Origin of the sequence: Streptomyces sp. V4I8, assembly GCF_041261225.1 — a bacterium.
Lineage (GTDB): Bacteria > Actinomycetota > Actinomycetes > Streptomycetales > Streptomycetaceae > Streptomyces.
In genome coordinates this window covers 2,372,707-2,390,325 of record NZ_JBGCCN010000001.1, presented here as the reverse complement: position 1 = coordinate 2,390,325, position 17,619 = coordinate 2,372,707, and the positions used below count along the sequence as shown (strand labels likewise).

Annotated in this window: 16 protein-coding genes and 2 pseudogenes; 13 read left to right on the top strand and 5 right to left on the bottom strand. The window is 71.8% G+C overall.

Going from position 1 to position 17,619, the window contains the following annotated elements; all coding sequences use genetic code 11:
• The first annotated feature begins 95 nt into the window (after positions 1 to 95).
• From ABIE67_RS10815 to ABIE67_RS10775, 9 genes and pseudogenes are all read left to right on the top strand, one after another.
• Positions 96 to 1,508 (top strand): CitMHS family transporter, encoded by a 1,413-nt coding sequence (locus ABIE67_RS10815; RefSeq protein ID WP_370256090.1) that lies wholly within the window; start codon positions 96 to 98, stop codon positions 1,506 to 1,508.
• 89 nt (positions 1,509 to 1,597) lie between these two features.
• Positions 1,598 to 2,836, top strand: coding sequence for an MFS transporter (locus ABIE67_RS10810; RefSeq protein WP_370256088.1), 1,239 nt, complete (start codon positions 1,598 to 1,600; stop codon positions 2,834 to 2,836).
• Positions 2,837 to 2,936: 100 nt separating this feature from the next.
• Complete coding sequence (locus tag ABIE67_RS10805) at positions 2,937 to 3,551, top strand: hypothetical protein (protein ID WP_370256087.1); 615 nt, start codon at positions 2,937 to 2,939, stop codon at positions 3,549 to 3,551.
• Positions 3,541 to 4,410 carry a class F sortase gene (locus ABIE67_RS10800; RefSeq protein ID WP_370256086.1) on the top strand — a complete coding sequence of 290 codons (870 nt, stop codon included), beginning with the start codon at positions 3,541 to 3,543 and terminating at the stop codon, positions 4,408 to 4,410. The genes ABIE67_RS10805 and ABIE67_RS10800 overlap by 11 nt, the downstream gene beginning before the upstream one ends.
• A gap of 161 nt (positions 4,411 to 4,571) precedes the next feature.
• Positions 4,572 to 5,909, top strand: coding sequence for an ABC transporter ATP-binding protein (locus ABIE67_RS10795; RefSeq protein ID WP_370256085.1), 1,338 nt, complete (start codon positions 4,572 to 4,574; stop codon positions 5,907 to 5,909).
• An 86-nt stretch (positions 5,910 to 5,995) separates the two neighbouring features.
• Positions 5,996 to 6,214: pseudogene (locus ABIE67_RS10790) on the top strand (DUF3574 domain-containing protein); the annotation flags it as partial.
• Positions 6,215 to 6,298: 84 nt separating this feature from the next.
• A complete protein-coding gene (locus ABIE67_RS10785; protein ID WP_370256083.1) occupies positions 6,299 to 7,687 on the top strand; it encodes an aldehyde dehydrogenase family protein in 1,389 nt (462 codons plus the stop codon).
• Positions 7,688 to 7,786: 99 nt separating this feature from the next.
• Positions 7,787 to 8,869, top strand: a complete 1,083-nt coding sequence (locus ABIE67_RS10780; RefSeq protein ID WP_370256081.1) for a Zn-dependent alcohol dehydrogenase — start codon at positions 7,787 to 7,789, stop codon at positions 8,867 to 8,869.
• A gap of 195 nt (positions 8,870 to 9,064) precedes the next feature.
• Positions 9,065 to 10,387, top strand: coding sequence for an MFS transporter (locus tag ABIE67_RS10775; protein ID WP_370256080.1), 1,323 nt, complete (start codon positions 9,065 to 9,067; stop codon positions 10,385 to 10,387).
• A gap of 1 nt (position 10,388) precedes the next feature.
• Here the strand turns inward: ABIE67_RS10775 and ABIE67_RS10770 are convergent, their stop codons facing one another.
• The 3 genes and pseudogenes from ABIE67_RS10770 to ABIE67_RS10760 all read right to left on the bottom strand — a co-directional run bounded on the left by ABIE67_RS10770 (position 10,389) and on the right by ABIE67_RS10760 (position 12,814).
• On the bottom strand, positions 10,389 to 11,330 hold the full coding sequence (locus tag ABIE67_RS10770) for a DMT family transporter (RefSeq protein ID WP_370256079.1): 942 nt from the start codon (positions 11,328 to 11,330) through the stop codon (positions 10,389 to 10,391).
• Between the two features lie 84 nt (positions 11,331 to 11,414).
• The gene (locus ABIE67_RS10765) at positions 11,415 to 12,125 is read right to left on the bottom strand and encodes an ArsR/SmtB family transcription factor (RefSeq protein ID WP_370256078.1); all 711 of its coding nucleotides are present in this window, start codon (positions 12,123 to 12,125) and stop codon (positions 11,415 to 11,417) included.
• 46 nt (positions 12,126 to 12,171) lie between these two features.
• Positions 12,172 to 12,814: pseudogene (locus tag ABIE67_RS10760) on the bottom strand (TetR/AcrR family transcriptional regulator).
• 123 nt (positions 12,815 to 12,937) lie between these two features.
• Between ABIE67_RS10760 and ABIE67_RS10755 the strand changes: the two are divergent.
• The 3 genes from ABIE67_RS10755 (at position 12,938) to ABIE67_RS10745 (ending at position 15,122) form a co-directional block, all read left to right on the top strand.
• Positions 12,938 to 14,089, top strand: a complete 1,152-nt coding sequence (locus ABIE67_RS10755; protein ID WP_370256077.1) for an acyl-CoA dehydrogenase family protein — start codon at positions 12,938 to 12,940, stop codon at positions 14,087 to 14,089.
• A 59-nt stretch (positions 14,090 to 14,148) separates the two neighbouring features.
• Positions 14,149 to 14,394, top strand: a complete 246-nt coding sequence (locus ABIE67_RS10750) for a YiaA/YiaB family inner membrane protein (protein ID WP_370256076.1) — start codon at positions 14,149 to 14,151, stop codon at positions 14,392 to 14,394.
• A 104-nt stretch (positions 14,395 to 14,498) separates the two neighbouring features.
• The gene (locus ABIE67_RS10745; RefSeq protein WP_370256075.1) at positions 14,499 to 15,122 is read left to right on the top strand and encodes a TetR/AcrR family transcriptional regulator; all 624 of its coding nucleotides are present in this window, start codon (positions 14,499 to 14,501) and stop codon (positions 15,120 to 15,122) included.
• A 23-nt stretch (positions 15,123 to 15,145) separates the two neighbouring features.
• Here ABIE67_RS10745 and ABIE67_RS10740 read toward each other — a convergent pair whose 3' ends face one another.
• Positions 15,146 to 15,607 (bottom strand): MaoC family dehydratase, encoded by a 462-nt coding sequence (locus ABIE67_RS10740; protein WP_370256074.1) that lies wholly within the window; start codon positions 15,605 to 15,607, stop codon positions 15,146 to 15,148.
• A gap of 120 nt (positions 15,608 to 15,727) precedes the next feature.
• Here ABIE67_RS10740 and soxR point away from each other — a divergent pair, with 120 nt between their 5' ends.
• Positions 15,728 to 16,213 carry a redox-sensitive transcriptional activator SoxR gene (gene soxR / locus ABIE67_RS10735; RefSeq protein WP_370256073.1) on the top strand — a complete coding sequence of 162 codons (486 nt, stop codon included), beginning with the start codon at positions 15,728 to 15,730 and terminating at the stop codon, positions 16,211 to 16,213.
• A gap of 283 nt (positions 16,214 to 16,496) precedes the next feature.
• Here the strand turns inward: soxR and ABIE67_RS10730 are convergent, their stop codons facing one another.
• Positions 16,497 to 17,564, bottom strand: coding sequence for an RNA ligase (ATP) (locus ABIE67_RS10730; protein WP_370256071.1), 1,068 nt, complete (start codon positions 17,562 to 17,564; stop codon positions 16,497 to 16,499).
• Positions 17,565 to 17,619: the final 55 nt, after the last annotated feature.

The window sequence follows — 17,619 nt, the reverse complement described above, 5'->3', positions numbered from 1 at the left end:
TGTCAACGTCTTGTTAACGCTGTTTGAAGGGACCTAACGTCGTCCCACCGCCGGCCCTGGTGGGTCGTTCAAGGGCGAACGTTAGGTATCCACTCATGCTGACCATCCTTGGCTTCGCCATGATCGCGACCTTCCTGGTCCTGATCATGATGAAGAAGATGTCGCCGATCGCGGCGCTCGTGCTGATTCCGGCACTGTTCTGCGTCTTCGTCGGGAAGGGCGCCAAGCTCGGTGACTACGTCATCGACGGCGTCACCAGCCTCGCCCCCACCGCGGCGATGCTCATGTTCGCGATCGTCTACTTCGGTGTGATGATCGATGTCGGCCTCTTCGACCCGATCGTCCGGGGCATCCTGAAGTTCGCCAAGGCCGACCCGATGAGGATCGTCGTCGGTACGGCGATCCTCGCCGCGATCGTCTCCCTCGACGGCGACGGCTCGACCACCTTCATGATCACGGTCTCGGCGATGTACCCGCTGTACAAGCGCCTGAAGATGAGCCTGGTCGTGATGACCGGTGTCGCCGCCATGGCCAACGGCGTGATGAACACCCTGCCGTGGGGCGGCCCGACCGCCCGCGCCGCCACCGCGCTCAAGCTCGACGCCAGCGACATCTTCGTCCCGATGATCCCGGCCCTGCTCGTCGGCCTGCTGGGCGTCTTCGTCCTCTCGTACTTCCTCGGCCTGCGCGAGCGCAAGCGGCTCGGTGTGCTGACGCTGGACGAGGTCCTGGTCGAGGAGAAGGCCGAGGAGAAGGAGTCCGAGACGGTTCTCGTGGGCGCCGGCGGCTCCGGTGACTCGAAGGCCCCCGTGACCACCGGCGGCGCCGGCTCCGGCACCGACGCCGAGGATGACGAGGAGGAGCGCTTCACGGTCATCGACCCCAACCGCGCCACCCTGCGTCCCAAGCTCTACTGGTTCAACGCGCTGGTCACGGCCACCCTGCTCACCGCCATGATCATGGAGTGGCTGCCGATTCCGGTGCTGTTCATACTCGGCGCCGCGCTCGTGCTCACCGTGAACTTCCCGCACATCCCCGACCAGAAGGCCCGGCTCGCCGCCCACGCCGACAACGTCCTCAACGTCTCCGGCATGGTCTTCGCCGCCGCCGTCTTCACCGGCGTCCTGCAGGGCACCGGCATGGTGGACCACATGGCCAAGTGGATGGTGGACGTCATCCCCGAGGGCATGGGCCCGCACATGGCCCTGGTCACCGGCGTCCTGAGCCTCCCGCTCACCTACTTCATGTCGAACGACGGCTTCTACTTCGGCGTCCTGCCGGTCCTCGCCGAGGCCGGCGCCGCGCACGGCGTCAGCCCGCTGGAGATGGCCCGCGCCTCCCTGGTCGGCCAGCCGCTGCACATGTCGAGCCCGCTCGTCCCGGCCGTGTACGTCCTGGTCGGCATGGCCAAGGTGGAGTTCGGCGACCACACCAGGTTCGTGGTGAAGTGGGCGGCCCTCACCTGCCTCATCATCCTCGCGGCCGGCATGCTCTTCGGAATCATCTGACCCGCACGCACCGTTCCGTAGCGTTCCGGTCCGTGCAGGACCGTGCAGGACCGTGCAGGACCGTCCGGGATTCCTGGGAGGACACGATCATGGCGCCCGGTGGGAACCGCGGCTGGCTGCTCCGCCTCGTCATCGCCTTCAGCTTCGCGCAGGGGGCGGTGTCGATGGCGCGGCCCGCCGTCTCCTACCGGGCCCTCGCGTTGGGCGCGGACGAACGGGCGATCGGCGTGATCGCGGGGGTCTACGCCCTGCTCCCGCTGTTCGCCGCCGTCCCGCTGGGCCGCCGCACCGACCACGGCCGCTGTGCGCCGCTGCTGCCCGTCGGCGTCGTCCTGATATCCGGGGGCTGCGCGATGAGTGGCCTCGCGGACTCCCTGGGGGCGATGGCGGTCTGGAGCGGCGTGATGGGCCTCGGCCACCTCTGCTTCGTCATCGGCGCCCAGTCCCTCGTCGCCCGCCAGTCCGCCCCGCACGAACAGGACCGCAACTTCGGCCACTTCACCATCGGCGCCTCGCTCGGCCAGCTGATCGGCCCGATCGCCGCCGGCGCGCTGATCGGCGGCCGGGATATGGCGGGGACCAGCGCACTCGCCCTGGTGGTCGCGGGCGCGGGCGGCGCGGTCGCGCTCACCTCGCTGTGGCGCATAGAGAGCCGTACGACGGCCAAGTCCCGCAAGGAACCGGGCGACCGCGTCCCCGTCCGGCGCATCCTGCGCGCCCGGGGCGTGCCCGCCGGCATCTTCATCAGCCTCGCCGTGCTGTCCGCGACCGACATCCTCACCGCCTACCTCCCGGTGGTCGGCGAGCACCGGGGCATCGCGCCGTCCGTCATCGGCCTCCTGCTCAGCCTGCGCGCGGCGGCCACCATCGCCTGCCGCCTGGTCCTGACGCCCCTGCTGCGGCTGCTGGGCCGGTCCCTGCTGCTGACGGTGACCTGTCTGCTGGCCGCCCTGCTGTGCGCGGGGGTCGCGCTGCCGGTGCCCGTGTGGGGGCTGGCCCTGATGCTGGCGGTGCTCGGCTTCTGCCTCGGCGTCGGACAGCCCCTGTCCATGACGACGGTCGTCCAGGCGGCCCCCGACGGCGCCCGCTCCACCGCCCTCGCCCTGCGCCTGACCGGCAACCGCCTCGGCCAGGTCGCCGCCCCGGCGTCGGCGGGCCTGATCGCCGGCCTCGCGGGCGTGGCGGCGCCGTTCGTGATGCTGGGGGCGCTGTTGCTGCTGTCGGCGGGGATAGCGCTGCGGGCGCCGACGAGGCCGATGGGGGAGTCGGAGGACCCCGGTGAGCGTGGCCGGTCGAGGTCCATTTTGCGCCGAAGGAGTGGAATCTAACGGGTCGTAGGGCGCTGCTCCCGCGATTCGGCGTGCGCATGTGAAAGAGAGTCAAGCAAAGCGCGATTTGTACGAAAATCGTCTGACTCGGAGGATCCGCATGCCCACCACGCCTCTTCCACGCCGCGCCGGAATGCGCATCGCCGCCGTCACGGCGCTGACCGCCGCGCTCACCCCGCTCTCCGGCCTGCCGACGGCGGGCGCCGCGCCGATGGCACCCGGGGACAACGGAACCGTCAAGATCCACACCGCGCCGTGGGACGGGGTCGCGCGCACGCCGTACGGTGACGCGATCGACGAGCCGAGGGTCTGCCGGTTCTACCTCGACGCGGCCAACTTCGAGACCATCACGGCCGTCACCTGGAACATCGCGACCCAGCCCACGGTTCCGAGTGGTGCCACACTGCGCGGGACCCTCAATCTCGCGGGTGGCATCGGCCACACCGAGGACCTGAATCTGCCCGACGGGCAGTACCGGCTCACCTGGTCGTTCGCGGGCATGACCGGCGCCGAGCGGGAGAAGACGTTCACGGTCGACTGCCGGGCCTCGATGACGACGCCCACTCCCGGTCCGCAGGGCGGTCCGCCCGCCGGTGGCGGCGGGATCGCTCGCGATGAGGCGTTCACCACGGTCGCCGGCGCGGGCGCCGTGGGCCTGGCCGCGGTGGGCGGGGTGGTGTGGTTCCGGCTCCGTCGTCGCTCGCATGGCGCGTAGAAGGCGGCGCAGGCCCTGGTACCGGAGGCGCGCCTACCGCCTGGCGAGGACGGCCGTACTGACCGTTCTGCTGGTGGTGGGCGGCGTCCGGCTGAGCGAGCGGCGGGAGCCGCCCACCGGAGCGATCGCATCGGCCCCGGGCTCTCCCGCATCGGCCCCGGGCTCTCCCGAAGTCTCCGGTGCCCCCACCGGCGTCACCGCATCCGGTGACGCCGGGCCCGGGCCCCGCGGGGAGGGCGCCGGTTCCGGCGCCGCCGCCGACGCCCGCCCCGGCGCCACCACCCCTGCCGCGGGAACCCCCGAGGCCTCGCCCCGGCCACCCGCTCGCCCCTCCCGCCCGGGGAAGGCCACCAAACGCGCGACCCCGCCCCGCACCCTGCCCCGCTCCCGGGCGACCCGCCTGGTCATCCCCTACGTCGGCGTCGACGCCCCGCTCATCGACCTCCGTCTCGACAGCGAGCGGCGCCTGCCCGCGCCCCCGGAGGACGAGCCCGACGTCGCCGGCTGGTACGCGGACGGGCCGTCACCCGGCGAGCCGGGCACCGCCGTCGCCGTGGGCCACCTCGACACCAACACCGGCCCCGCCGTCTTCGGCGGTCTCGGTGAACTGAAGCGCGGCAAACGTGTCGAGGTCCGGCGCGCCGACGGACGGACCGCCGTCTACTCCGTCGACGCCATCAAGTCGTACGAGAAGGACAAGTTCCCCAACCGTGAGGTGTACGGCGTCCGCAAGCGACCGGAGCTGCGGCTGATCACCTGTGGCGGCAACTACGACCGCCGGACCGGTTACTCCGGCAACGTCGTCGTCTTCGCCCATCTCACCGCGACCCGCGAGCCGCCCGCGGCCGGCAAGCGCTGAATCCGGTCGTCCGCTTTCTCACTTGCTGGACCGCCACGCCCGATCCCGCCCGTTCCCTTCCCCCACCCGCACACATTCCGTTAACTTCCGTGACTCACACGCCCGTACGACCCGCACGAGGCGTTCGTCCGCGAGCAAATGAGCCCTCGGGGGCAGCCGTCATGACACGCGCCATATCCCTGCACGACGTGAGCAAGGCATACACGCGAGGCGTCCGCGTCGTGGACCGTTTCTCGCTGGACATCGAACCCGGCGAGTTCCTCGTCCTCCTCGGGCCCTCCGGCTGCGGCAAGTCCACCGTGCTCAGAATGATCGCCGGTCTGGAGGAGATCGACGAGGGCGAGCTGCTGCTGGACGGTGAGTACGCCAACGACCTGCTGCCCGCCGCGCGGCAGATGGCGATGGTCTTCCAGAACTTCGCCCTCTACCCGAACATGACCACCCGCGACAACATCGGCTTCCCGCTGCGTATCGAGGCACCCGGCGCGGACCCGCGCCCGCGCGTCGACACCACCGCCCGCATGCTGGGCATCGAGGACCTCCTCGACCAGTTCCCCGCCCAGCTCTCCGGCGGCGAACGTCAGCGCGTCGCCATGGGCCGGGCCATCGCCCGCCACCCCACGGCGTTCCTGATGGACGAGCCGCTGTCCAACCTCGACGCCAAGCTCCGCAACCACCTGCGCGCCGAAATCTCCGGCCTCACCCGGGAGTTGGGTGTCACGACGGTGTACGTCACCCACGACCAGGCCGAGGCGATGTCCCTCGGTGACCGGGTGGCCGTCCTGCGCGGCGGCGTGCTCCAGCAGGTCGGCACCCCGCGCTCGGTGTACGCGCTGCCCCGCAACGTCTTCGTCGCCGCCTTCATCGGCACCCCGCGCATCAACCTCCTGCGGGGTGTCGTACGCGCCCCGCTGGACGGCGCGATGACCATCAGCCTCGGCAAGCAGTCCCTCCGGCTGCCCGAACCCCTGACCCTGGACCACCAGTTGCTCCGCGTCCAGCAGGGCCGCGAGGTCATCGTGGGCCTGCGTTCGGAGGCGGTCCGGATCGCCGGGCCCGCCGCCGCCCGCCCCGGCGAGGTGCACATCACCGGCCTGGTCGAGCATGTCGAGTTCCAGGGCCACGAGGTCCTCGTCCACTTCGACACCGGCTCGCGCCCGGCCGTCGTACCCGACCTGGAGGCCCCGCGCCCCGTCCCCCCGGTCCGGCGCCGCCGCCGTGACGCCGGCACGGTGCTGGACCGGCTCCGCACCCGGGCGGGCGCCCTGCGTGCCGGGCCCGTGGTGACGCTGGAGCATCCGGCCGACGCCGGCCCCGACCCGGCGCCGCCCGAGGGCCGCCTCCCCGGCGACCTCATCGTCCGCACCACCCCCGACTTCGATCTCCGGCACGGCATGCAGGTGCCGCTCCTCGTGGACATCGCCCACCTGTTCGTCTTCGACCACCACGGCGAGAGGATCTGCCCGGACCCGGCGCGGCTGCCCGATCTGGAGGAGTGACGGGCGCTCCGCTGGGGCGCCGTGATGGGTACTGCCGCTGCAGGACTTGATTCGGCTGCGGCGCCGTCGTGGCTGGACGCGCCCACTTCCCGGACGGGCTCACGATCCAGTCCGGGCGCGGACAGCGGCGGGACGCGAGCGGTGTGATCGAGAAGGGGCGGTCGTAGGAATTGATCCTGCTCCACCCGCGGACGGAGGCGCGCGGCAGCGACCGCAGGATCGAGGAGATCCGCCGGGCCTACGAGAAGACCTTCGGCCAGGAGGCGGTGGCGAGGGTGGACGAGGAGGCGCGCGTCGACTTCTGATGTCATAGGACGTCTGGTGCACAAAAACTATCGCCGCTAGTTTATGTGCTGGACGTCAAGAGGGCCCGCCCGGGAGGAAACGCGATGAAGGCACACGAGGGCATGTACATCGACGGCGCCTGGCGCCCCGCCGCGGGCCGGGATGTGATCGAGGTGGTGAACCCGGCCGACGAGCAGGTCGTCGGCCGGGTCCCGGCCGGCACCGCCGCCGACGTCGATACCGCCGTACGCGCCGCCCGCGCCGCCCTCCCGGCCTGGGCCGCCACCCCGCCCGCCGAGCGCGCCGCGCGGCTCACCGCCCTGCGTGACATCCTCGACGCCCGCAAGGACGAGATCGCCGAGACGGTCACCGCGGAGCTCGGTGCGCCGCTGAAGTTCTCCCAGGCGGTCCACGCGGCCGTGCCGATCGCGGTCGCGGGCTCGTACGCCGAGCTGGCGGCGACGTACGCCTTCGAGGAGAAGGTCGGCAACTCGACCGTCTTCCACGAGCCCATCGGCGTGGTCGGCGCCATCACGCCCTGGAACTACCCGCTCCACCAGATCGTCGCCAAGGTCGCCCCGGCGCTCGCGGCCGGCTGCACGGTGGTGGTGAAGCCCGCCGAGGACACCCCGCTGGTCGCCCAGCTCTTCGCCGAGGCGGTCCACGAGGCGGGCGTCCCCGCCGGCGTCTTCAACCTGGTCACCGGCCGCGGCCCGGTCGCCGGCCAGGCGCTCGCCGAGCATCCGGGCGTCGACCTGGTCTCCTTCACCGGCTCCACCGCCGTCGGCCGGCAGATCGGCGCGGTGGCCGGAGCGGCCATCAAGAAGGTCGCCCTGGAGCTGGGCGGCAAGTCCGCCAACGTCGTCCTGCCGAGCGCCGACCTCGCCAAGGCGGTCAACGTCGGCGTCGCCAACGTCATGTCCAACTCGGGCCAGACGTGCAGCGCCTGGACGCGGATGCTGGTGCACCGGGACCAGTACGACGAGGCCGTCGAGCTGGCCACGGCCGCCGCCGCGAAGTACGGCGAGCGCATCGGCCCGGTGGTGAACGCCAAGCAGCAGGAGCGGGTGCTCGGCTACATCGAGAAGGGCGTGGCCGAGGGGGCGCGCGTGGTCGCGGGCGGCCCCGAAGCGCCGCGCGAGCAGGGCTACTACGTCAGCCCGACCGTCCTCGCCGACGTGACGCCCGAGATGACCGTCGCGCAGGAGGAGATCTTCGGCCCGGTCCTGTCGATCCTGCGGTACGACGACGAGGAGGACGCCCTGCGGATCGCCAACGGCACGGTCTACGGCCTCGCGGGCGCCGTCTGGGCGGGCGAGGAGGCGGAGGCGGTGGCCTTCGCGCGCCGGATGGACACCGGGCAGGTCGACATCAACGGCGGCCGCTTCAACCCCCTCGCCCCCTTCGGCGGTTACAAGCAGTCGGGAGTGGGCCGCGAACTCGGCGCACACGGCCTGGCCGAGTACCTCCAGACCAAGTCCCTCCAGTTCTGACCTCCGGCCGGTTCCGGTCCTCCAGTTCTGACCTCCGGCCGGTTCCGGTCCTCCAGTCCTGCTCAGCCAGTCCTGCTCAGCCCCAGGGAGTCGCCCGCCATGGCCGTCCGTGCCGCCGTCCTGCCCGCCATCGGTGCCCCGCTGGAGGTCACCGAGATCGACCTGCCCGACCCCGGACCCGGCCAGGTCCGTGTCCGCCTCGCCGCCGCCGGCGTCTGTCACTCCGACCTGTCCCTGTCGAACGGCACCATGCGCGTCCCCGTCCCCGCGGTCCTGGGCCACGAGGGCGCGGGCACGGTCGTCGCCGTCGGGGAGGGCGTCACGCACATCGCGCCCGGCGACGGAGTCGTCCTCAACTGGGCTCCGTCCTGCGGTAGTTGCCACGCCTGCGGGCTCGGCGAGGTCTGGCTGTGCGCCAACGCGCTGAACGGCGCCGCCGACGTGTACGCCCGCACCGCCGAGGGCACCGACCTCCACCCCGGCCTGAACGTCGCCGCGTTCGCCGAGGAGACGGTCGTCCCGGCCGGCTGCCTCCTGCCGCTCCCTGAGGGCATCCCGCTCACCGACGCCGCCCTGCTGGGCTGCGCCGTCCTCACCGGCTACGGCGCGGTGCACCACTCGGCGCGGGTCCGGGCGGGGGAGACGGTCGCGGTCTTCGGCGTCGGCGGCGTGGGTCTGGCCGCCCTCCAGTCGGCCCGGATCGCGGGCGCGGCGAAGATCGTCGCGGTCGACGTCTCCCCGGAGAAGGAGGAGCTGGCGCGCGCGGCAGGGGCCACCGACTACGTGATCGCCTCCGAGAACACGGCCCGCGAGATCCGCGGCCTCACCGGCAAGCAGGGCGTGGACGTGGCCGTCGAGTGCGTGGGCCGCGCGACCACGATCCGCGCGGCCTGGGACTCCACCCGGCGCGGCGGCCGCACCACGGTCGTCGGCATCGGCGGCAAGGACCAGCAGGTCACGTTCAACGCCCTGGAGATCTTCCACTGGGGCCGCACCCTCTCCGGCTGCGTCTACGGCAACTGCGACCCGGCGCGCGACCTGCCGGTCCTCGCCGAGCACGTCCGCGCGGGGCGCCTGGACCTGGGCGCGCTGGTGACCGAACGGATCGCCCTGGAGGGCATCCCGGCGGCCTTCGAGAACATGCTGGCGGGCAAGGGAGGCCGGGCCCTGGTGGTCTTCTAGAGCCCGCGCTCGGCGCACCCCGGCCTCCGTGCGAGGCCGGGGTCCCAGGCATGCCCGGACCTCGTCCCCTCCGTGCCACGTACAGGTAAAAGTCCTGCCGCGCGAACCGTTGACGGCCATACCGTCCGGTCAGTACGTTCCCGGAACCCGAACCGCCCCCCGCTCCGTCCCCCGCACCCACCCGGAGTGTGCAGCATGGACACGGCCCCTTCCGCCCAGCCGCTCACGGCCACCACTTCCGCCGTAGGCAACCGTCGCCGCGTAGCCACCGCGGCAGCGCTCGCCTCGGCCGTCGAGTGGTACGACTACTTCGTCTTCGGTATCGCCGCCGCCCTCGTGCTCGGCGATCTGTACTTCCCGGCCGGCAGCCCCACTGCGGGAGTGCTCGCCTCCTTCGCCACCTTCGCCGTCGGCTTCCTGGCCCGCCCCCTCGGCGGCATCGTCGCCGGCCAGCTCGGCGACAAGCGCGGGCGCAAGCCGATGCTGGTCCTCGCGCTCACCCTGATGGGCCTCGCCACCACGGGCATCGGCCTGCTCCCGACCTACGACACGATCGGCGTCGCCGCCCCGATCCTGCTGGTCCTCTTCCGCGTGCTGCAGGGCATCGCCGTCGGCGCCCAGTGGGGCGGCGCGATGCTGATGGCCACCGAGTACGCCCCCGAGGGCAAGCGCGGTATCTACGGCAGCTTCGTCCAGCTCGGCGTCCCCATCGGCGTGGTGACCGCCAACACGGTGTTCCTGCTGGCCGGAGCGTTCACGACCGACGCCCAGTTCGCGGCCTGGGCCTGGCGCGTGCCGTTCCTCGTCGGACTGTTCGTCCTCGTGCTCGCCTGGTACATCCACACGCGTGTCGAGGAGACCCCCGAATTCCGGGAGGCGGAGAAGAAGCTGGCCGAGCAGGAGAAGACCGAGCAGTCCTCCCCGCTGCGCACGATCCTGCGCGGCCACCTCGGCACGGTGCTCCTCGCCGGCGGCTCCTTCGCCGTGAACACCGCGACCTTCTACATCATCATCACCGGCGTGCTCGACTACACGACCCGCGAACTCGGCATGAAGAAGAGCGCCGTCCTCACCGTCTCGCTCTGCATCAGCCTCACCCAGCTGGTGCTGATCCCGGCCGCCGCCGCGCTCTCGGACAAGATCGGCCGTATCCGCGTCTACGCGATCGGCGCGGCCGGCATCGCCCTGTGGGCCGTCCCGCTGTTCCTGCTGATCGACACCGGCTCGCTGCTGTGGCTGGCGGTCGGCACGTTCGTCGCCAGCTGTTTCCTCAGCATCATGTACGGCCCCCAGGCGGCCCTGTTCGCCGAGCTGTTCACGCCCGAGATGCGCTACACGGGCGCCTCCCTCGGCTACCAGATCGCGGCCGTGCTCGGCGGCGGCCTCGCGCCGTTCGTCATGGTGCTGCTGCTGGAGGCGACGGGCAGCTCGATGGCGGTCTCCGGCTACATCATCGGCCTCTCGGTGATCGCCCTGCTGTCCATCAAGGTCCTCGCGAACCGGGCGCGGGCCCGCTGACTCACGCCGATTCGCGGGTGTGCTCGGGTTGCGGCGCCGTCGCCACGACCCGGGCGGACCGCGTCCGGGACCGCGACACGGCGACCCCCGCCAGACACAGCGCCCCGCCCGCCAGCGTCAGCAGCCCCGGCACCTCGCCCAGCGCCAGCCAGGACATCAGCACGACCAGCGCGGGCACCGCGTACGTGGTCGCGCCCATGCGGCTGGCGGTCGTCCGGGCGAGGGCGTACGCCCACGTGGTGAAGGCGAGCGCCAACGAGAAGACGCCCAGGTAGATCATGTTGAGCGTGGCGGACAGGGAGGCGTCGGCCACATCGCCGACCAGCTGCCCGGCGAAGGGCAGGCAGAGGACCGCGCCGACCAGACACCCGTACGTCGTCACCTGGAGCGCGCTGGCATGACCGAGGGCCGGCTTCTGCGCCACCACGCCGCCCGCGTACCCGACCGCGGCGAGCAGGCACAGCACCACCCCGAGCACCGAGGACCCGCCCCCGCCCGACATCGACAGACCCACGGTCACCGCACCGGCGAACGACACCGCCATCCCCGCCAGCAGCCGCGGCGGCATCGGGTCACCCAGCACCCGGGCGGCCAGCAGCGCGATGAGGATGGGCCCGATGTTCACGACGAGTGCCGCCGTACCGGCGTCGACCTGCTGCTCGCCCCAGTTCAGTACGACGCTGTAGAACCCGAACCACAGCAGCCCCGATATCGCGATCCCGGGCCAGGCCGCCCGGGGCGGCAACCCCTCCCGCCGGACGAGACAGATGACCCCCAGCACCAGCGCACCGACCAGCAGCCGCCCCAGCGCGAGGGCGCCGGGCGAGTACTCGGAGCCCGCGCTGCGGATGGAGACGAAGGCGGAGGCCCAGAGGACGACGGTGACGACAGCGGCACCGGCGGCGAGCAGTTCGGTGCGGCGGGCGGGGGAGAGGTTCATCATGCTCCAGAGGCTAGGAGGGGAGAGGGACGGAGGGCTCGCGGATTTCGGACGGAGGGGTGGGCCCCCACCCCCTTGGCGCCCAGCTCACCGCAATGCCCCCGCTTCGATGCCGAGCAGCTCCCGAAGTGCCCGCTCCCCCGACGGAGTCACCTTCACCGCCCGCTCCGAACCGATCCGCACGCACCACCCCACGTCCAGCGCGTGTCGGCACAGCGCCGCACCCGCGGCACCGGCCAGGTGGGGACGGCGTTCCGTCCAGTCGAGGCAGGCGCGGGCCAGCGGGCGGCGGCCGGTGCGGTCGAGGCCGATGCCCGCGGTGTCGAACCAGCCGAGCCCCGCGTCCGTCAGCGCGAACCCCGTGTCCTGCCGCAGCAGCCCCCGCGAGGTCAGCGCGTCCGTGACCGCGATGCCGAGCCGCCCGGCGAGATGGTCGTAGCAGGTGCGGCCGCGCGCCATGGCCGACCCGGCGCTGGACTCGCGCAGGTTCCGCGGTCGTACGGCGGCATTCGGCGACACCTGCGCGGCGAGGTCCTCCACCAGCTGTGCCACCCGCGCGTCGGCCAGCCGGACGTACCGGTGCCGCCCCTGCCGCTCCTCGGTGAGGAGCCCGCCCGCGACGAGCTTGCTCAGATGCTCGCTCAGCGTCGACGCGGCGACCCCGGCGTGTCGCGCCAGCTCACCGGCGGTCCAGGCCCGCCCGTCGAGCAGCGCCAGCAGACAGGCCGCCCGGGTCTCGTCGGCGATGAGCGCGGCGAGCCGGGCGAGGTGCGGTGCCTGGGGGTCTTTACCGGCCATGCGGTCCAGGATGGGGCACGGACACTTCGGTGCCCGCCGAAGCGTCTCAGGGGGTGCGCCCGACCTGCTCGTACTGCCGCGCCAACCCGTCCAGCAGCGCGGCGAGCCCCGTCTCGAAGGCCCGCTCGTCGATCTTCTCCTGCTGGTCGGCGAGGAGGTGGGCCTGCCCGAGGTGCGGGTAGTCGGCCGGGTCGTACGCGCTCGCGTCGTCCACGAAGCCCCCCGCGAACGAGCCGAGGGCCGAGCCCATGATGAAGTACCGCATCAGCGCGCCGATGGAGGTGGCCTGCGCCGGCGGCCAGCCCGCCGCGACCATCGCGCCGTAGACGGCGTCGGCGAGCCGCAGCCCGGCCGGGCGGCGGCCGGGTCCGCGGGCCAGGACCGGGACGATGTTCGGGTGGTCGCGCAGGGCGGCCCGGTAGGAGACGGCCCAGTCGTGCAGCGCGGTCCGCCAGTCCCGCCCGTCCTCGAACATCGACAGGTCGACCTGCGCGCTGACCGAGTCGGCGACCGCCTCAAGGATCTCGTCCTTGGTGCGGAAGTGGTTGTAGAGGGACGGTCCGCTCACGCCCAGTTCGGCGGCGAGCCGGCGCGTGGAGACGGCCACGAGGCACCTCCGCGTCCACGAGTTCGCGGGCCGTCCCGACGATCCGGTCGTAGCTGAGGAGGGGCTTGCGCGGTCGGGCCATGGGGCACATAGTAGGGCTGCCGAACAGAAACTAGCAGTGCTAATTTAAATGTACGGCTTTCAATGTACGGCTCCCCGCGGCCACTGTCCGTGCGGGCGGCCACCGTCTGTGGGGTGACTCGGCATGAATCTGGAGCTCAGCGAGGAGCAGACCGCCGTCCGGCAACTCGCGAGGGACTTCGTGGACCGCGAGATCGCCCCGCACGTGGTCGAGTGGGACCGTGCCGAGGAGGTGGACCGTTCGATCGTCAAGAAGCTCGGCGAGGTCGGCTTCCTGGGCCTGACGATCGACGAGGAGTACGGCGGCTCGGGCGGCGACCATCTCGCGTACTGCCTGGTCACGGAGGAGCTGGGCCGGGGCGACTCCTCGGTGCGCGGCATCGTGTCGGTCTCCCTCGGCCTGGTCGCCAAGACCATCGCGGCCTGGGGGAGCGAGGAGCACAAGCGCCGCTGGCTGCCGGGGCTCACCGCGGGTGACCTGGTCGGCTGCTTCGGCCTCACCGAGCCGGGCACCGGCTCCGACGCGGGCAACCTCACCACGCGGGCGGTGCGGGACGGCGACGACTACGTCCTCAACGGCACCAAGATGTTCATCACCAACGGCACCTGGGCCGATGTCGTCCTGCTCTTCGCCCGCTCCACCGACGCGCCCGGCCACAAGGGCGTCTCCGCCTTCCTGGTCCCCACCGACACCCCCGGCCTGACCCGTCGCACCATCCACGGCAAGCTCGGCCTGCGCGGCCAGGCCACCGCCGAGCTGGTGCTGGAGGACGTACGGGTGCCTGCCGCGGCCATGCTGGGGGAGGCGGGCAAGGGCTTCTCGGTCGCGATGTCGGCCCTGGCCAAGGGGCGGATGTCGGTCGCGGCGGGGTGCGTGGGCATAGCCCAGGCCGCCCTGGACGGGGCCGTCCGGTACGCCGGCGAGCGCGAGCAGTTCGGCAAGTCCATCGCCCGGCACCAGCTGGTCCAGGAGCTGATCAGCGACATCGCCGTCGACGTCGACGCGGCGCGGCTGCTGACCTGGCGGGTCGCCGACCTGATCGACCGGGGGCTGCCCTTCGCCGTCGAGTCCTCCAAGGCCAAGCTGTTCGCCTCGGAGGCCGCCGTCCGGGCCGCCAACAACGCCCTCCAGGTCTTCGGCGGTTACGGCTACATCGACGAGTACCCGGCGGGCAAGCTGCTGCGCGACGCCCGGGTGATGACGCTGTACGAGGGCACGAGCCAGATCCAGAAGCTGGTCATCGGGCGGGCACTGACCGGGGTTTCGGCGTTCTGAGTACCGTCTAGGTACTTGGACGGATGTGGCGGCGGCCACGACGGCCGAATCTTGTCCTCATGAGTGACGCATCGGGCAAGCAGCAGAACACCGCCGCCTTCTACGGCCAGGCCGTCGCCTCCTTCGCGGTCGCCATGGGTGCGACCGCGATCGGCATCTTCAAGCTGAACGCCGACGCCTGGGTGCGCGCCTTCCTCGGGATCGCCGTCCTGTATCTCGTCACCTCCGCGTTCACTCTCGCCAAGGTGATCCGGGACCGGCAGGACGCCGCGCAGCGCGGTTACCACCCCTTCGAGAAGCTCTGAGCGTCCCGTGGGCACCGGCGCACCCCGGACGAGCCGCCCACTAAGCGCTCGCTCACCCTGGGCGGTATGGTGGGTCCTCTGTCAGCGAGAGGGGCGAGTGAGCGATGAGTACGGCGGAGGAGACGGCCGGCGGCGAGACGTCGGCGTGGGGTGAGGTCACACCCGACGCGGCCCGGAGGCTGCTGATCGCCGCCGTGGAGGCCTTCGCCGAGCGCGGCTACCACGCCACCACGACCCGTGACATCGCCGGGCGCGCGGGCATGAGCCCGGCCGCGCTCTACATCCACTACAAGACCAAGGAAGAACTGCTCCACCGCATCAGCAGGATCGGCCACGAGAAGGCCCTGGAGATCCTGCGGACGGCGGCCCGGCGCGAGGGCACCCCCGCCGAACGGCTCTCCGGCGCGGTGAGCTCCTTCGTCCGCTGGCACGCCGGGGGGCGTACCACCGCGCGGGTCGTGCAGTACGAACTGGACTCCCTCGGCCCGGACGCCCGCGACGAGATCCTCGCGCTGCGCCGCCAGTGCGACGCCGAGGTGCGCGCGATCATCGAGGACGGTGTGGCTGCCGGTGACTTCGACGTGCTGGATGTGAAGGGCACGACCCTCGCCGTCCTGTCGCTGTGCATCGACGTGGCCCGCTGGTTCAACGTCGACGGCCCCTGGACGCCCGACGAGGTCGGCGCGCTGTACGCCGACCTCGTGCTGCGGATGGTGGGGGCGAAGTAGGCCCGCCGGGTGGCAGGGGCCGCCTACAGGTAGTAGCGCGAGACGGACTCGGCGACGCACACGGGCTTGTCGCCGCCCTCGCGCTCCACGCTGAAGGCGACGGTGACCTGGACACCGCCCGTCACGTCCTCGACGCCGGTGATGGTGGCGGTGGCGCGCAGGCGCGAGCCGACCGGGACCGGGGCGGGGAAACGCACCTTGTTCGTCCCGTAGTTGACGCCCATCTTCACGTTCTCGACCTTGATGAGCTGAGGGCCGAAGAGCGGGAGCAGGGACAGCGTGAGATACCCGTGGGCGATGGTGGTCCCGAAGGGTCCCGCGGCGGCCTTCTCGGGGTCCACGTGGATCCACTGGTGATCGCCGGTGGCCTCCGCGAACAGGTCGATCCGCTTCTGGTCGACCTCCAGCCAGTCCGTGTACCCCAGCTGCTCGCCCACCGCCGCCTTCAGGTCGTCGGCGGACGTGAAGATCCTCGGCTCAGCCATGTCCAGGCCTCTCGCGTAGCGTGTTCCAGATAGCAATGTCTAAGCGACTGCTTAGCATGCTAGTGGGTGAAGCCCCTGTCAATGGACCGGGCGTGTGACACGGTAGGTAGGTTTGAGGGCGTGCCCCAGATCCCCGAGAAGATCCACGAGCTCACGGTCGGCCAGGTCTCCGCCCGAAGCGGCGCCGCCGTATCCGCCCTGCACTTCTACGAGTCCAAGGGCTTGATCAGCAGCCGCCGCACCTCCGGCAACCAGCGCCGCTACACCCGTGACACCCTCCGCCGGGTTGCCTTCGTCCGGGCCGCGCAACGCGTCGGCATCCCCCTGGCGACGATCCGCGACGCCCTGGCCGAACTCCCCGAGGAGCGCACGCCCACCCATGAGGACTGGGCACGGCTGTCGGAGGCCTGGCGCTCGGAGCTGGACGAACGCATCAAGCAACTCAACCGCCTCCGCGACCACTTGACCGACTGCATCGGCTGCGGCTGCCTCTCCCTGGACACGTGTGTCCTGTCCAACCCGGACGATGTGTTCGGTGAACGGCTTACGGGGTCGCGGCTGATGGTGGAGCAAGGGGGAGGGCGCCGGCGCGGGGCTGGGGGCTGAAGTTGACGGTGTGAGCTGGGTCGGGTCGGCTGGTGCCGGGTTGTCGCCCATGAGCCCGGGGGCTCGGGTTCGACGGCGGCTGCGGGTCGTTCGTGGGTGGTCGCGACCGCGCGGCGGTAGCCGCAGATTCAACACAGCCGCGCCAGGGCATCGTGCCGCAGCCGCAGCCCACCAGCCTGCGGGCAGTCGTGCCGCTGGGGCGGCTCGGGTGGGCGCAGGCGGCGCCCGGCCGGCGCCGGTGAGCGATCCCCCCCCGCCGACGCCGGGCACCGCCCAGCCCCGTTCACTCGTACTCCGTCCCACCCTTCCGCGTCAGATACGCCGGGCTGACCGCCTTCGCGATGGCCCGGCCGCCGGTCACCGTGCTGTACCGCTCGACGGCCGGACGTATCACCACGCCCTCCCGCAGATGCAGCTCCCGCCCCGAGACGGTCTCGCACCCCGTGGCGACCTCCAGTACCCGCTCGATGTCGTACGGCCCCTCGAACAGCCGTGGCGCCAAGGGCAGTTCGCCCTCCAGTACCTCCGCCGCGTCCAGCCACCGCACCCGGCCGTCGATCTCCGCGGACACGTCGAACACCGCGTACCCCAAGGACTCCCGTCGGCCGTCGGCGCCGTACGTCAGGTCCTGCACCCCCGCGCCGTACACCTCGCCGAAGACGCCCACCCGGCGCGCGCCCAGCCGGTCGGCCAGCCGGGCCGCCGCCTCGGCGACGCCGTGTCCCCGAACCGCCCGCCAGTACAGGTTCCGCGACTCCTCCTTCAGCGCCAGCGACTTCGCGCCGAAGCCCTTGGAGGAGACGTACACCCGGTCCTCGTCGGCGACATACGTCAGCAGGCATGCCGAGCCGTGCAGCTTCTCGGTCAGCACGACGGGCTCGCCCGGGGTGAAGATGCCCGGGTACCGCTGGATGTTCTCGATGTCGACCCAGGGCAGCAGATCCGGCGCCGACTCCACGTCACCGGACATCGTGGGCGGGATCGGCGGCACCCACTTGGTGATCCCGAGCCGCTCGGCGAAGTCGGAGCCCTCCTCGGCCGCCCGTGCCAGATCGACGTCGGCCAGCGCCTTCGGCCGGCACACGATGCCCTGCGACAGCTCACCGCGCAGCCGGACCGCCTTGACCCGGTCGGCCCCGCTCCCCGCCAGCCGCCCGGTCAGCCCCAGCTCGTCGATCAGGCCGGCCGGCAGCACGGACTGCTCGGGGATGTACACGGCGGCCTCACCGGTGCGGTACGCGCCCTTGGCGACGACGGCCCGGTACAGGCCCACCTGGGCCAGCTCCAGCGCGTCGGCGTTCGGATGCTCGTGGACGGTCAGCACTTCGGCGGTGACGCGCAGCGTCGACATGAGGGGCTCCTCGGTGTTCCTCAGGTGGGTTTCATCGCCCCCAACTGTCCGTACG